The sequence below is a fragment of the Desulfosporosinus orientis DSM 765 genome, assembly GCF_000235605.1.
Classification (GTDB): domain Bacteria; phylum Bacillota; class Desulfitobacteriia; order Desulfitobacteriales; family Desulfitobacteriaceae; genus Desulfosporosinus; species Desulfosporosinus orientis.
The window spans coordinates 4,664,413-4,678,220 of record NC_016584.1 but is presented as its reverse complement, the minus strand read 5'-3'; the positions used below and the strand labels follow the sequence as shown (position 1 = coordinate 4,678,220).

At 41.8% G+C, this 13,808-nt stretch carries 15 protein-coding genes; 6 read left to right on the top strand and 9 right to left on the bottom strand.

The features are described from left to right. Positions 1-7: 7 nt before the first annotated feature. From DESOR_RS21595 to DESOR_RS21585, 3 genes are read right to left on the bottom strand one after another with little or no spacing between them, the layout of a single operon-like run. Positions 8-1,888: a carbohydrate-binding domain-containing protein gene (locus tag DESOR_RS21595; RefSeq protein ID WP_014186719.1), complete on the bottom strand. Its 1,881-nt coding sequence runs from the start codon at positions 1,886-1,888 to the stop codon at positions 8-10. Between the two features lie 27 nt (positions 1,889-1,915). Further along, on the bottom strand, positions 1,916-2,605 hold the full coding sequence (locus DESOR_RS21590; protein ID WP_042332606.1) for a DUF4956 domain-containing protein: 690 nt from the start codon (positions 2,603-2,605) through the stop codon (positions 1,916-1,918). Positions 2,606-2,639: 34 nt separating this feature from the next. Next, entirely contained in the window at positions 2,640-3,455 is an 816-nt protein-coding gene (locus DESOR_RS21585) for a polyphosphate polymerase domain-containing protein (protein WP_014186717.1), read from the bottom strand. A gap of 288 nt (positions 3,456-3,743) precedes the next feature. Between DESOR_RS21585 and DESOR_RS21580 the strand changes: the two genes are divergently transcribed. Continuing rightward, positions 3,744-4,319, top strand: a complete 576-nt coding sequence (locus tag DESOR_RS21580) for a hypothetical protein (RefSeq protein ID WP_014186716.1) — start codon at positions 3,744-3,746, stop codon at positions 4,317-4,319. Positions 4,320-4,399: 80 nt separating this feature from the next. On the opposite strand, the gene DESOR_RS21575 is transcribed toward DESOR_RS21580, so the two are convergent. Genes DESOR_RS21575 through DESOR_RS21565 form a run of 3 tightly spaced genes read right to left on the bottom strand, consistent with a single transcriptional unit; the run spans position 4,400 to position 6,357 of the window. After that, complete coding sequence (locus DESOR_RS21575) at positions 4,400-5,647, bottom strand: hypothetical protein (RefSeq protein WP_014186715.1); 1,248 nt, start codon at positions 5,645-5,647, stop codon at positions 4,400-4,402. Positions 5,648-5,663: 16 nt separating this feature from the next. Then, positions 5,664-5,873 carry a helix-turn-helix domain-containing protein gene (locus DESOR_RS21570; protein WP_014186714.1) on the bottom strand — a complete coding sequence of 70 codons (210 nt, stop codon included), beginning with the start codon at positions 5,871-5,873 and terminating at the stop codon, positions 5,664-5,666. Between the two features lie 10 nt (positions 5,874-5,883). Further along, positions 5,884-6,357 carry a DUF2975 domain-containing protein gene (locus DESOR_RS21565; protein WP_014186713.1) on the bottom strand — a complete coding sequence of 158 codons (474 nt, stop codon included), beginning with the start codon at positions 6,355-6,357 and terminating at the stop codon, positions 5,884-5,886. Positions 6,358-6,537: 180 nt separating this feature from the next. Between DESOR_RS21565 and DESOR_RS21560 the strand changes: the two genes are divergently transcribed. From DESOR_RS21560 to DESOR_RS21550, 3 genes are all read left to right on the top strand, one after another. After that, a complete protein-coding gene (locus tag DESOR_RS21560; RefSeq protein ID WP_242832383.1) occupies positions 6,538-7,035 on the top strand; it encodes a GNAT family N-acetyltransferase in 498 nt (165 codons plus the stop codon). 298 nt (positions 7,036-7,333) lie between these two features. Beyond that, the gene (locus DESOR_RS21555; RefSeq protein WP_014186711.1) at positions 7,334-7,867 is read left to right on the top strand and encodes a hypothetical protein; all 534 of its coding nucleotides are present in this window, start codon (positions 7,334-7,336) and stop codon (positions 7,865-7,867) included. Positions 7,868-8,044: 177 nt separating this feature from the next. After that, positions 8,045-8,608 carry a flavin reductase family protein gene (locus DESOR_RS21550; protein WP_014186710.1) on the top strand — a complete coding sequence of 188 codons (564 nt, stop codon included), beginning with the start codon at positions 8,045-8,047 and terminating at the stop codon, positions 8,606-8,608. Positions 8,609-8,644: 36 nt separating this feature from the next. On the opposite strand, the gene DESOR_RS21545 is transcribed toward DESOR_RS21550, so the two are convergent. Next, a complete protein-coding gene (locus DESOR_RS21545; RefSeq protein WP_014186709.1) occupies positions 8,645-8,974 on the bottom strand; it encodes an MGMT family protein in 330 nt (109 codons plus the stop codon). Positions 8,975-9,111: 137 nt separating this feature from the next. Here DESOR_RS21545 and DESOR_RS21540 point away from each other — a divergent pair, with 137 nt between their 5' ends. After that, positions 9,112-9,639 (top strand): YehS family protein, encoded by a 528-nt coding sequence (locus tag DESOR_RS21540; protein ID WP_014186708.1) that lies wholly within the window; start codon positions 9,112-9,114, stop codon positions 9,637-9,639. A 123-nt stretch (positions 9,640-9,762) separates the two neighbouring features. On the opposite strand, the gene DESOR_RS21535 is transcribed toward DESOR_RS21540, so the two are convergent. Further along, positions 9,763-11,814 (bottom strand): beta-propeller domain-containing protein, encoded by a 2,052-nt coding sequence (locus DESOR_RS21535; protein ID WP_014186707.1) that lies wholly within the window; start codon positions 11,812-11,814, stop codon positions 9,763-9,765. A gap of 367 nt (positions 11,815-12,181) precedes the next feature. Here DESOR_RS21535 and DESOR_RS21530 point away from each other — a divergent pair, with 367 nt between their 5' ends. After that, the gene (locus DESOR_RS21530) at positions 12,182-13,105 is read left to right on the top strand and encodes a vWA domain-containing protein (protein WP_242832382.1); all 924 of its coding nucleotides are present in this window, start codon (positions 12,182-12,184) and stop codon (positions 13,103-13,105) included. Positions 13,106-13,115: 10 nt separating this feature from the next. Here the strand turns inward: DESOR_RS21530 and DESOR_RS21525 are convergent, their stop codons facing one another. Continuing rightward, positions 13,116-13,610, bottom strand: coding sequence for a GNAT family N-acetyltransferase (locus DESOR_RS21525; protein WP_014186705.1), 495 nt, complete (start codon positions 13,608-13,610; stop codon positions 13,116-13,118). Positions 13,611-13,808: the final 198 nt, after the last annotated feature.

Sequence of the window (13,808 nt, the reverse complement as noted above, 5' to 3'; positions counted from 1 at the left end):
AGTCCAGTTATTCTTGAGAGCTGCTATTATCAGGTGCCGTTCCGCCTTCTGGAGAAGGCATGCCGCCTGCACCATCAGGTCTTGTACCCTCAACGCCATCAGGTCCCATACCTCCGCCGCCGGGGCCGGAATTTTGGGGCTTGCTGGTAACCCCGGATTCGCTGAGATAAGTCAGGGAGTCAGCCAGTGTAAATTCAACGATTTTAGTGTCGTTGCTATAGAGGGTATAAGAAGAGTTGAGGGATAATTTAGGTGAAGAGATAGCCGCAGAGCTATAGTCTTTAGTGGGGGTAAAAGATGCAACTACCGCACCATCTTTATCTTTTAGGGTAATTGTGCTTCCTGCTGTTTGAGTGGAAGAGTAGTACATAAGAATTGATGGTTGAGTATTGTCACTGGGAGCCTGAGCCATTCCGGAGCTGCCCGAGGCGATGAGAGTGCCTCCGCTAATGGTAAAGCTTTGGTCGTAATCAATAGCTCCATTCATATTTTCCGCCGGGCCATCAACATTAACTGTTCCGCCGGTCATCTTGATACTGCCGTTGGAATCCAGGCCGTCACCGTTGGAGTTTAAGGCAATTTCACCACCGGAGATGGTTAAGACACCTTCTTTGTTGTTGACATTGATGCCGTCATCGCTGGAGGCGGCAGTGATTTTTCCTCCGCTGATAGTGATGTTTGCACCCTCTAAACTCTCGTAAGAGTTTTGAATGGCGATTTCGCCGTTGCTGATAAATAAATTGTTATCAGCGTGTATTCCATCGTCACCGCTTTGCAAGTTTAGACTGCCGCTGTTAATATCGATCTCATTGTTGCTGTGCAGTGAATCTTCGTAGGAGGAAACATTGATGGTACCGCCGTTAATTAGAATCCCTTCGCCACCTTTTAATCCTTTTTGACTTTCTTGGTCTTCTGTGGTCTGAGCTGTATCCGTATTTTGGGAAGCAGCGAAATTCTGGTCAGGCGGGCCGCCAAAACCTTCCTTGCCGCTGCTGATGCTCTTGCCAGGATAGCCTCCGCCGGAAGTCAGATTAAGTTGACCGTCGTCAATTTGAACTTGTTTGGCTGCCTGAATAGCGTCATTAGCGGCAGTTACAGTGAACTGACCGTTTTGAATGACCACATTTCCCTTGTCGGCATCAGTATCATTGGTAGAGCGCATGCCGTCTTTACCCGCATCGATGGTAAGGTTTCCTTTTTTGACACTAAGGATATCCTTGCCCACAATTCCATCAGCTTTGGCCTTTACGGTTAATGTGCCGTCCGTGATTTTTAAATCATCCTTACTGGTAATGCCGTCATTGTTATTACCGGTTACGGTTAAGGCGCCGCTGCCGCTGATGGTCAGGTCAGCCTTGCTGAAAATAGCGGCAGAGGGTTCACCATCGTTATTGACAACTGTGGCACTGCCGTCGGCGACGGAATTAGTGGTGTCCTTCTCCAGGAGGATAACCGCCTTTTTAGCGTCTTTGACATAGATGGGGGCACTTGTCTGACTTTGGATAGAGGCTCCGTTTAGGACGAGAAATACTGTGTCTGCATCTTTGTCTTTGTCAACATCCACTACGATGCTTCCGTCGGAGAGATTACCGCTTATCTCATAGACTCCTGATTGTGAGATGGTCACTGTGGAATTTTTGACACTCACCCCTTCGCCAGTTGCATTCGCTGAGCTTCCGTTTAAGGTGATGGTCTGATAACTGCTGTTTTTCCAGTCAAAATAGTAATCATCCTCATCATAGTTGACAGTAATGGATTTAAGGGAAGCGGTACTGCCGGTACTGGATACTGCGGCTTCAGCATTGGTGCTTGTTTTTGCAGCAGAACAGCCAATGGCAGTAGTTAAGATTAGCATCAGGGACAAAATAATCCCGAGTGGTTTTTTCATAGTTCCTCTCCTTATCTAAAGTTTTATTTATGCATAAATTTTGTCTTCATATTCTTTGGAAGTTAAAGAAATGTTCAGATTGCCGTTGCGGCATCTTAACTCGTCAAGAAACTCCTTCTGATCAATGGACTGTTTGAGATTAAGATTATAAGCCACTTCAAAAAGGGTCCCGAAATTGCTGGTTTTGACACGTTTAACATGCCAGGAATTGGCGTAAGTGTTAAGGATATCGTCGAATAAGCCTTGGAAATTGAGATTTTCCGGAACGGTAATTTTTAAGCTCATAGCATTTGATCTGGGGTTGGGGAAGTTTGTGTAATAGAGCAGGAGCATGATCAAACACAAGATCAGAGCAAATAAGGCTGCCATGGCAATGTAGCCCATACCACAGGCTAAACCGACGGCTAAGGTGAAAAAGACATAAGCAATATCCTTAGGTTCCCCGGGAGCACTTCGGAAGCGGATCAGGCTGAAGGCACCGGCCAAGCTGAAGGCTCGGGCTACGTTATCCCCGATCAAGAGAATAATCACGGAAATAATAGCCGGGAGCATGATTAAAGTAATGGTGAAACCGGAGGAATAACCTTCCTTTTTATGGGTTTGCAGGTAAATGAGGCTGATGAACAGTCCTATGATTAAGGCTGAACCTAAAACAGCCAAAGAACTTGTTAAGGTCAGGGAATCTCCGCTGGTGGAGGCTAGAATAGTATCTAACATGGTATCTATCATCGATCTGGCTCCTTTCGTATTATTAAGCATAGAGTGCGCTGGTTGTACAACGATAGTGATCATCGTTTTGGGTCGGTTTAGGGCTGACAAGGTTCCCGGCAGTTTTTTCAGAAAGGCTCTGGTAAAGAACAGGGCAGGCGTTTAAATATTCCCGGCCATATTTTGAAAAGCTGGTGCGGAAAATTGAGCTCTCGGATAGCACTCTGGACAGCCAGATGGGTACGGCACCGGTGAGTTTAACTTCCATTAAATACTGTCCTGGGTTTATGAGCTGTTCTCCATAACTTTCTTTTGTCAAGCTCAATTCTCTTCGGCGGGTGGTAATTTGATAGTCGAAGGTTACTCGGAAGTCTTTATCTTCTTTTCCGAAAAAGGCTAGACGTCGATAGCTGATGTACACGGCAGGAGTTACCTCATTATTACTTAGAAAATATTCAATCTCCTTAACGACCTGTCTGGTCATAGGGTTGCTCGAAACCGGAGGTCTTCCGAGGTTTATAAAATTGTGGGCTTCCTGTAAGGTTAGGACGGCCCGGCGCTTATTGACAATTCCGCCGATTTTCTTTTTTAGTTCCAGAAACACCTTGTCCTGAGGTGAGGTAAGGACTTCATAGCTTCGCAAACGTAGTTTTTCTTTATAATAGGGTTTCGAGAGAGAATGCCGGATTAAATGGTGATCATGAGTATCATAATAGATATTGTAAATACTATAATCCTTTCCATTTTGGCAATGCTCATCGGGATTCATGTACTCTAACAGTTTTGGGATCAGTGCATCCAGCTGAGACTGGGTGAGCATATACTTCATTTCATAGCGTTTAAAAGTGGTTATTGCCATTTTTATCACATACTCCTTCTGACTTTCTCATATTTTCTACACGTCTTTTGATTTGAACTAAGTATAAGTGAGCTTGCTGAAATCGTCCTGAGGAGGAACTGAAGATCGGCTGAATTTTTAATTATTTCATGCTGAGGTTATTATCTGAATGAAACTCGGATAAAAGGAAATTAAAGCACCATATTGTGTACATTTTAGGAAATTTTACATGGAAGCGAGCAGCAAATTTAGTAAAGACTAAAAAACAAAATAGCACGAATACAAATCAAAAGATACAGGAGGGTTACTATGAAGATTCCTAAGACTAAAGATCGTATGTTATTAGGCATCCTTTCGGGAGGGCTGGCTTTTATAGTTCAATCAGCGTTTGATTATGCTTCTTATAAAAAAAATATTTCAAAACGCAGTTACTGGAGTACTGCTGCTGGCGTATGGGTAAAGAGTAAAAGGCAGGCTAAAAAGTGGAATGGACAATTGTTGGGTGCTTGGATGAGTTTTGGTTTAAATGTACTGAATGGTATATTTATGGTATGGAGTTTAACGAAAGCTGGTTTAGCAAAATGGCCCCTCAAAGGTGTTATGTTAGGTTCGATCACAGGAGCTATTACTAATGCCCTATTAAGTGGCTTCGCAAATAATAAAGTTGCGCCTAAAGACAGTAATAGCACCTTATCATATGCTTTAACCAATGCAATCACAGGAATCGTTGCTGCTTGGGCTATAGTGACATTTGGGGATGAATCACTTTTCAATGAAAGACGCGTTATTGCTCATACCTCAGCGGAAGATGCCTCACTAGCTAAGCCAATGAACATCAATGAAAGTGTAGTTAAGGAATCCCAACCTAATACTTATATTCACTGAATTAAATCAAAAACACCCTCCCTTTGTTTGTTGGCGGCAAAGGGAGGGCGTTTTTAGACATCTAATGCAGTACTTGAATTTTACTTATAAGTGAAAATTAGCGGAAAGAAAATAGCAACGATAAGTGCCCAAAGTGAATAAATCGGCAAATACTGCGTAATGGCAGCCTCAATCGTCTCCACTTTGACTTTACCCAGCAGAAACCGGAAATAATTAACCGTAATCCTTACTAAATGGACAAACACAAGAAGATTCATACCCAAAACTGCCAACCGGTTTGGAGTGATGCCATAAGAAGTTAATCTGAACACAATTGCCGATAATGCCACACAGTCAATCACGATAGCAACGGTTAACAATGCGAAGATTATTCTATCATTGAAAGCTATTTTTGAGCCGGTTTCTCTTCCTGCGACGGAAAAAATAGTAATGGCTAAGACTAAGATCAGCATTAAGTTAAAAATTAACAAGAACTCTCTATCGGTATATGGATTCTTCTGCGTTATAATGATTGTGGCTAAATAGACAGATAATGTTATTAAAACCAAAGGGCTAAAAATCTTTGCTAAATAAGGCGCAATATTCTTGGTTATACCCCTGGTTTTGGCTAAATAAGTGGCTACAAATGGTGAACCAGCAACTCCATAAATCGCAATATTATTTATATAAAAATCTTCGATATTGACTTGAATTACCTTAAATAAACCAATGGTCAAAGCGGTTAAAACCATACCACAAATGTGTAACAAACCAGCGCTAATGAGAAGCTCACCGTTGTACTTCAAGTATTCCAAAACCTTTCCCGGCTGGAGTCGATAGTCTCCTATAAACGATATTGCAACGATGGACCATAAGAAAAAGGGTAAATGCAGATTAGCCAGAATAATACTATCTGAGTTTTTTACAGGCAAAAAGTTTAAGTAAATCAATGCCGCCAGGTAAGAGAGGCCAATTGACAAAATTAGCTTTTTTGAAGGACGGTTTTTTAATAGAAAATAGAATGAAAGCAAGGGAAAAATGGAAAAAACAATATTTGCCGGATTAATCAATCCTTTATCAATGGATGGAAACAACAACCTGGCAATTGTTCCGGCCAGCAAGGAAATCACAATAACTAACAGAAGGTCTTTCCACTTCGCATCAGATTCCAGACTTTCATTCCTAGTACTATTATAATTTAGCCGTTCCTGCCAAACTTTCAGGATGATTAGATCCTGATGTTCTTTAAATACCTGGGGAAAGGCTCTGATAAATCTTTCAGGCTCCTGCCGGTAAAGCCTTTCCAACTCCGCCGGTTGTTCAATATTTTCTGAAATAAGATTTTCCATAATAACCTCCATACGTTTAATGATTCTTCCTGTATTCGAGAATATCCCCCGGTTGACAGTCTAAAGCTTTACAGATAGCCTCTAAAGTAGATAAGCGAATCGCTTTTGCCTTGCCGGTTTTTAAGACGGAAAGATTAGCAATCGTAATTCCAACTCTCTCCGAAAGTTCTGTGAGGCTCATTTTTCTTTTGGCCAACATCACATCAAGATTGATAATAATTGCCATATTACTCACCTCAAATCGTCAGATCATTTTCGGATTTAATATTAATTGCATCTTTTAAAAGCTTTTCAAGCACAGCCGCAAAGACTGCAATGACAATTGGGGCAAAAGCAATAACCATTCCGAGCAATAAGAGACCTGGGGCATCGTCTGCATCCGCGACGAGATAAAAGAGCGGCAAACTTGCCGAAAACAAAATACTGACTGAGACTGCACAGTATTTTATAGTCTTTAAAGCTTTTACCGATAATTCCGAGAAAGCTATGTTTTTGTCAATATAGGTTAGAAGTCTAAAAGCCTGATATAATACAGCGTAAAAAGGTATCGCTGCTCCATACATACCGATTATCGAGGGATATACCCAATGACTTGGAAAATGGTCTGCTGCTTCTTTAGCAATCCCAGGCAACCCAAATAGACACAAGGCAAGAACCGGAATTCCCATAAGAAAAACAACGACCTTTAAGAACAGCGTTTCTCGTTTCATAGACAGCACCTCACTGATTAGTTTCTTAAGTAGATTTTAATATATTATTTATCGATAATCAATAAATAATTGTTGATTTGAGGTATAATATTATTGTAATACGACAATATTGATAGACATGGCTTTTACTTATTTGCTACAAACTACTATAAAAGCCCAACGGAAAGGTTGTTGGTATCATTGAATGAAATATGGATAAAGAAATTGCCCTCAGTTGAATTTAGGACTGTTCCCTCTAATTGCCTTGAAGCATTAAAACAAATAGTTAACTCAAACAAAGAATATAACATATTGTCCGAAGGTCATGCTGAGCTTACCGATGCCGAAATCCTAGAGATGTACGAATCCTCAAAAAGGGTTGGTGCAGTTATGAGCTATATTATGCATAACGGTTCTCCAATAGGAGTCATTGATTACCTCAGCGAGAACCCTTCTGATAAAATGCCGTGGCTCGGGTTATTAATGATACATACCAAAAATCAAGGTAAAGGTTATGCCATAGCAGCACTGGAAAGATATGAATTCTTAATGAAAACGAAAGGTTTAAAAAAAGTACGCCTTGGCGTTATTAAAGGAAACGAACGTGCGTTAAGGTTCTGGAATAATAGGGGATTTACCTTTTACCAGGAGAAACAAGGAGATAAATGGACGATAATGTGTTTTGAAAAAGAGCTGTAATGTCAATTTCAGCAAAAGGCGCCAGAGAAAGAACCTCCCCCTGCAAATTGCAGAAAGGGAGGTTCTTATGTTTCCGTCTATATATTTTATGCTATTTAACTTTAAATTTAAGGATGAGAGTTTCAAGATGTCCAGCCATTTGAGCCAGACTTTAGCTGGCACCAACAATTTGTTCAATGGAAGCATTTTGTTTCACGAAACTAGCTCTCATAGTATTTTAAGTTTAAACAAGGACTAATATTTATTGTATAACGGGGAAGCTTAAATTAAGATCTTTTTTAAAGAAAGTTGTGAGTATATGTGTAAAATCAAAGACAAAGTGATCCTGGGTTTAGTAGTAGGTTTATTGGCCAACATTCCTAAAACAGTTTTATGTGAGACTCTGTATTACAAAGGTATTACTAAAGGAAAGTGCAGCAACCTTGCTGCAAGTTTGTTTTTAGCAAAGCATAAAATTGTTAATAAAAAGGGAAATGTGTTTGGAATTTTTACTGATTTTATTACAGCATCTTTTGATGGAATAGCTTATGTTTTTTTTCTTACCTGTACGGGGAAGGTTAACAAGTGTAATGTGTTGGTAAAAGGACTGCTAAACGGCATGTTGAGCTATGGAATTTTCAGAGGCATTCTTGCAAAAATGGGGTCATGTAAAGATCATCCAAAAGATATATTGACAAACCTGTTCATGGGTTTTAACAGTACAGTTTGGGGTGTTTCAGCAGGATTCCTAACGCTGCTGCTGGGTCATGGAGACTTGTTTGAGCCAAAACCCCTTGCTCAGACTAACCCACCTAATGAGGACCCCTCTATTGACCAGTCTTTAATCCTGTAATTTTACTCAATGGTATCCTTATCGGTCTATGCAGCCGATTTTTGGAACGATACATTGATTTTTCCCCGAGATGGCCTTTGGTGAAGTACTTCCAATGATAAGGGCAATTACGAGTATAGTATTAAAAGTTGACCAAAAGATATTATAATATTATAAAAGGATAAAGAGGTGAACACTATGAAAAAAAGTTTAGGGGCTAAAACTTTAATCTATCCGACACCGGTATTAATCATAGGTACCTATGATGACGAAGACAAGCCCAATGTGATGACTGCTGCCTGGGGAGGCATTTGCTGCTCATCTCCGCCATGTGTTGCAATTTCATTGCGCAAAGCTACTTATACATACGGTAATCTGATGTCCAAAAAGGCCTTTACTATTAATATCCCCTCAGAAAACTATGTCAAAGAAGCCGATTATTTCGGCATCGTATCGGGCAAGAAGGAAGACAAATTTGCCAAGACGGGTCTCACACCGGTCAAAAGTGACCTGGTTGATGCCCCTTATATTAAAGAATTTCCCTTTAATGTCGAATGCAAAATCATCAACGTCCTTGAAATTGGCCTGCACACCCAGTTTATCGGTGAGGTTATGGATATAAAGATTGATGAGGCCTTACAGGAAGGCGGCAAGCCGACTATTGAACAAATAAAACCGCTATTATATGCTCCTGACAGTCGAAATTATTATACCGTAGGAAAACAAATCGCCTCGGCATTTTCCATAGGCAATCAGCTGTAAAAAACTTGTCAATGCAGAAGGGGCTAGGTCAAGAACCTAGTCCCTTACTCTGCTTAGACTACCTGAATTGACATCCCACAGATACTTTTTTAAATCCACGCAACCGTTTTCCTTGAAGCGGATACCTTCATTAGCTAGGAGTTGCTTTTGCTCTGTCCATCCCGGAGCTAAACGGCCCTGAGAGTTTACCACCCGATGGCAAGGGATATTAAGGAAATCCGGGGCATGATGGAGTGCCTGCCCGACCATTCTTGAACGTCTGGGGTAACCGCATAAAAAGGCAATCAGGCCGTAGGTGGCGACATTTCCCCAAGGGATATCCATGACGATCTCATAAACTTTATTGGCGAATTCTTTTCTGTCCAATGATTATCACCTAACTTGCAGCTTGTAAGGAGTTTATCCTATCTATTTATTGTATCATATCAATGAGCAAACCTGCCCTAGAGAAGGATTCATGCTATAATGTGAGTTGTGGTATGAAAAGACTAGGAGGATCAGCAATGGATAATAATGACATCTTAATTAGAGTAAGATATGCCCTGAATTTACGGGATAGAGATATGGTAGAGATCTTTAAACTTGGCGGCACTGAAGTAACAGAAGAGACAGTTCGGAAGCTGCTCATTAAATCAAAGGAAACTTACCGTTACCAAAATGACGCTGAGGATCACTGGGAAGGGGAAGAAAGGGAAGAAAATATTAAATGCAGGAACAGTATGCTGGAATCCTTTCTTAATGGCTTGATCATCTTTAAAAGAGGAAAGCAAGAACCAAAACAAGGACAGCCTGAGACACCTGCCCTGGAGAATAACGAAAATCCTAATAATAGTTTGCTTAAAAAATTGAAGATTGCTTTGTCCCTGACCAGTGAAGATATCATGGATATCTTAAGAGAAGCAGGGGTCATGATAACCAAAGGAGAATTAAGCGCACTGTTACGAAAGAAAGGGCACAAGAACTACAAAGAGTGTGGGGATAAATACGCCCGAAATTTCCTGAAGGGATTGACGAAAAAATACAGGGGCTAGCATGACAACTTATAAAAAGGCTGGAGCAGCAAACATGCTTCCAGCCTTTTTATATTTTACGCTTTTTCGTATTTGGAATTGAGTTAATTTACATCAGGTTCAATTGACAGGGAAAATGGAGACTTATTTTAGAATTAAGCTCTTCTTCTCTTGTAGTGACGAAAGATCATTGGCTTTGATCATCCCTTGGGAAATGGTATAAAGGGTGTCTTTGATGAACATCACCCGCTCGACGGTCTTAGAGCTGTTCAGATAATACTGACCGGATTTTAGGATATCCTCATTCTTGAGATGGGTTATCTTTCCTCTTAGGTTGAAGCCGTTGACCAGATCAAAATGATAAACATAAGCACCCTGATAGGTAAATTGACCGTAGTCAGGGAAGATGTTCCTTGAATTGACGCTGCCCGGATTGGCCACTTCCATAAGGGTAACGGGGAAGGATAAAATCCCCTTTTCTTTATCAAAAAGGAGGGCCTTGTGGTTATGAAGTACTTCGGAATCCGTCCCCCGGTCGCCGATCGTTGTCCTAAACATCTCCATAGGATGAGCAACATCCGTGACATCAAAGACGGCTAACTTAAGACCTTGGTAAAAAGAACCACTTTGACTTACTTCGATGGTCTCTTTGCCGAAACCAATGATATGGTTTTCATCATAAGGGTGGAGATAATCACTGTATCCCGGGATTTTCAAAGCGCCTAAAATGGCCGGAGCGGCAGGGTCTTTAAGGTCCAGGACGAAGAAGGGGTCGACACTTTTAAAGGTTACCAAGTAGCCTCGGTCTCCCATGAAGCGAACGGAATAGATCTTCTCACCGGGAGCAATATCTTCGATTTTGCCTGCCAGTTGAAGGTTTTCATCCAGGACATAGACGTTATTTTTAGACGTAAGCTCATCCGTACGCCAAATCTGACCGGTTGTTGTTGCGATCCTCAAATAGCCCTTATTTTCGTCCATGGCAAACTGATTAAGAGTGGTGCCCGGAACTTCACCTTTAGCTTTATAGGCAGTAGTGCCTGGAGAGAGTTCGAATTTATAGAGACCGGTGGATAGTTTAACGGGAGGGATTAAGGTTTTGGGCGCTACGGCCGGGGAAGATGAAGCAGAGCTATTCGATGCCGGTTGGGTTTCAGATGTTGATTCCGATAAAGCCGGCTCAGGCTTTGGGAGTTGCTGCTGGTATTGGGTTACGGCTACAAAGAGATTGGAGGCGGAAGCGTAGACGGCCTGACCGGAACCCAGATAAACTGAAACCTGCATTTCCTGATCCTTCTGATCCAGATCAAGAGCAGCCATCAGCAAATAATTAGCTTCAATGGATTGGGGAAAGTAATGAATGTCTGGATAGCCTATGGTCACAAAATCTCCTTTGCCGGCAGTATCACGGTAACTGGGGAGGGACGGTTCTGCACCTTGTTCCATAATTCGATAGGTATCTAAATACTTGTTAGCGATTAAATAAAGGTTGGAACCGATTTTACGGGAAGATAGGTAGTCACCATCCAGTTCCAGTTCCCGGAGCTTATTTAGATTGGTTTTATCGGCAAGGTCATAGACGATGACCTTGGAGACAGACCTGATCCAGACAGGAGGATAGATTTGCACTTGGGAAGCATCCCGGACTTGAGGCTGAACCTTGGGAGTATCAGGAGAGGAAGTTCCCGGATAATAAGCATTTCCGATTAAGACCAAATAATGGTCATCCACGTAAAGCTCCTGGGGTGTAAATTCTCCCTCTTTAAAGCTTATGCGGCTGACTATCTTCATTTGATTGGCAGGGTAAGCCTGAGAAACAATCAGTTCCTGAGGGTTCACTTGATAGATGTATTGACCGTCGTTTTTAATAATGTCGGCTTCATCCACACCCTCTACTTGCAGATTGGTGGTTGAATGATCTGAGGGTGCAGGTGCTGCTGCTTCTGATGCTGCTTGTGCGGATTTATTCACTGCCCCCAACATCCCGTCACTGACATAGAGTCTTCCTCGACCCAGCAATGTTCTGGAACTTTCCGATTCCTTCAAAAGATTGCGCAGATTTTCCGCTGTTTCTACGCTAGGCAGACTTTGTTCCGGGGTGAGCGTTACCTCTTCACTGGTTGCTTTACCTAACCTAGGCAACGTGACAACAACAAACACCGTGAGCAGAACCACTAAGAACCAAGCTTTCTTCATTTTTAAAACCCTCCTCAACACACCGATGGCAACATAAAAGAAATTTGAACCACTCCATTTAATAGACGCAGCTCAGGAAGTAAAACTGACGCCCTTGGCCCTGGGACGCTCCGTTTTTATGACAGTATTTGTTAATCTAAAGATACTCCTCCTAAGCATAGTATAACAGTGTCAATTCAGCTGGAGGGGGGAGAGAAAAATTGGGACTGTAAAAAGAAGAACCCTTCTTGGGCTAATACTGTTAATTCTGACCGTCCTCCTGGCTGCCAGCGCCGGCAAGGCATCCGCTAATCCGAAGCTGAGAATTACTCAAATAGAGTCGAACTTACCGGGCCTAAGAGTATTTGTGCAGCTGAATAATGTGAATATGAATAACGCCATACTCAAACAGAATTTGAGTATTAAAATTAACGACATCCCAGTCCAGCTAACGGACATTCAGCCGATCAAGCAAGGAAACAGAATTACAGAAAATACCGCCTACCTGGTCCTGGTCGATACATCAGCATCCATGCCAGCCTATTTTAGTGAGGTTCAGCGTATATTAGAAGGATTATTTGGCTTTGCCGGTGCAAAGGATAAAATGGCAGTCTTCGCTGTGAGCAACCAGTTGCAGCTAGTCAAGGATTTCCTGAGCAACGATTCTTCGGACAAGGTAACAAAAACTATTGAAAATGCCTTAACGTTGGATGCTAAGACAGGAAGCTGTTTATATTCCGGGATTCGAGAAGCTTATGACCTGGGAAGAGCGGCCTCAGACATTCCTTCCCGGCGGGTTATTGTACTTATTACCGACGGCGGGGTGGAAGGAGACTGCCTCAGTAGTGCTGACCTGAAAGACTATCTTGATGTTGACAGGCTGCCTGTTTATTACTTGATTCTTGGCCAGCCTGATTCAACAGATGAGGATTTTAAGAAGGCAGCGGATCAGATTGCTGAGAAGACGGGCGGGCAATCGTTCGTTAATAACAAGGGAAATGAGCTCTTTGCTCAGTTTAAAGCTTCTCAGGAGAACGGCATGATCCTTAAGCTGCGCTGTGAGGATTTCAAGGCCCTAAACCTTCAGGCGAACCTTACGGTATCCTGGCAGGGGGATCAGGGGGAAATCCGGGATAAGGCCAGATTCACGGCGACTCCGGCCGAGGAAAATAGAGCGGGGCTCAATAATCAGCAAACGTTACGAACGAGTTATTATGGAGTTATGGTGATTCTGCTTCCTATGATCCTAAGCCTGGCCGTTATCCTTGTCATTGGCTGGGTGTTAATAACGAAGGGGGAGAGGTCACTTTAGGGAAGGCTGTTTAAATGAGGTTTACTTCTAATTCAAATAGTGAAACCATTCTTCCTTCAATACTTGAGGGTGATTCGCCAATGTATTTGGCTCCTAATTTGTCATAGAACCCTTTAGCATTGGGATCAGAAAATATGTATAAACGATCTATTTTCATCTGTGCGCATATGTTCTTGGCTTTAAACATTAAATCCGTTCCAATCCCTTGACCAATAAATTCTGGCAGAATAAATAGGTGCTCCAGCCAAAAGCCTTTCTTAATCATAACCTGGCCTGTAAAAAAATCCTCTTTTACTTCCGCTATTGAAAAATAACCAGCAACGATTTCATCAACTTCAGCAACAAATACAATATTGGTATTGATGTAATCAGAAGTAATGGTTAGCTCCCTTCTCCAGACGTCAAAATACTCCTGGGGGTAATTCCAATAGTTCTTTGATGTAAAAGAGATATTAGTTAGAGCATCGTTTTCGTTATCCCGGGCAGGCCTTATCGTAATTTTCATCTTTGGTTACTCCTTATCAGAATGCGAGTATTTAATATCAAAAGAATAACTAATTACTTTGCAAAGATAGTTGATAGGACATTCGCTGATCATTGGTGCATTTCCTGCTTCATCATAAAATAATTAGGCCTTCCTGCAGCTGCATTTCAGCATCAGGAGGGCCTAATTATTTTAAGCATTTACAGTACATTCTTTTGT

What these genes read in the sequence shown, in the direction of transcription:
- DESOR_RS21595 (WP_014186719.1), bottom strand. Translation starts at nt 1,888, where the DNA reads ATGAAAAAACCACTCGGGATTATTTTGTCCCTGATGCTAATCTTAACT.
- DESOR_RS21590 (WP_042332606.1), bottom strand. Translation starts at nt 2,605, where the DNA reads ATGTTAGATACTATTCTAGCCTCCACCAGCGGAGATTCCCTGACCTTA.
- DESOR_RS21585 (WP_014186717.1), bottom strand. Translation starts at nt 3,455, where the DNA reads ATGGCAATAACCACTTTTAAACGCTATGAAATGAAGTATATGCTCACC.
- DESOR_RS21580 (WP_014186716.1), top strand. Translation starts at nt 3,744, where the DNA reads ATGAAGATTCCTAAGACTAAAGATCGTATGTTATTAGGCATCCTTTCG.
- DESOR_RS21575 (WP_014186715.1), bottom strand. Translation starts at nt 5,647, where the DNA reads ATGGAAAATCTTATTTCAGAAAATATTGAACAACCGGCGGAGTTGGAA.
- DESOR_RS21570 (WP_014186714.1), bottom strand. Translation starts at nt 5,873, where the DNA reads ATGGCAATTATTATCAATCTTGATGTGATGTTGGCCAAAAGAAAAATG.
- DESOR_RS21565 (WP_014186713.1), bottom strand. Translation starts at nt 6,357, where the DNA reads ATGAAACGAGAAACGCTGTTCTTAAAGGTCGTTGTTTTTCTTATGGGA.
- DESOR_RS21555 (WP_014186711.1), top strand. Translation starts at nt 7,334, where the DNA reads ATGTGTAAAATCAAAGACAAAGTGATCCTGGGTTTAGTAGTAGGTTTA.
- DESOR_RS21550 (WP_014186710.1), top strand. Translation starts at nt 8,045, where the DNA reads ATGAAAAAAAGTTTAGGGGCTAAAACTTTAATCTATCCGACACCGGTA.
- DESOR_RS21540 (WP_014186708.1), top strand. Translation starts at nt 9,112, where the DNA reads ATGGATAATAATGACATCTTAATTAGAGTAAGATATGCCCTGAATTTA.
- DESOR_RS21535 (WP_014186707.1), bottom strand. Translation starts at nt 11,814, where the DNA reads ATGAAGAAAGCTTGGTTCTTAGTGGTTCTGCTCACGGTGTTTGTTGTT.
- DESOR_RS21530 (WP_242832382.1), top strand. Translation starts at nt 12,182, where the DNA reads ATGAATAACGCCATACTCAAACAGAATTTGAGTATTAAAATTAACGAC.
- DESOR_RS21525 (WP_014186705.1), bottom strand. Translation starts at nt 13,610, where the DNA reads ATGAAAATTACGATAAGGCCTGCCCGGGATAACGAAAACGATGCTCTA.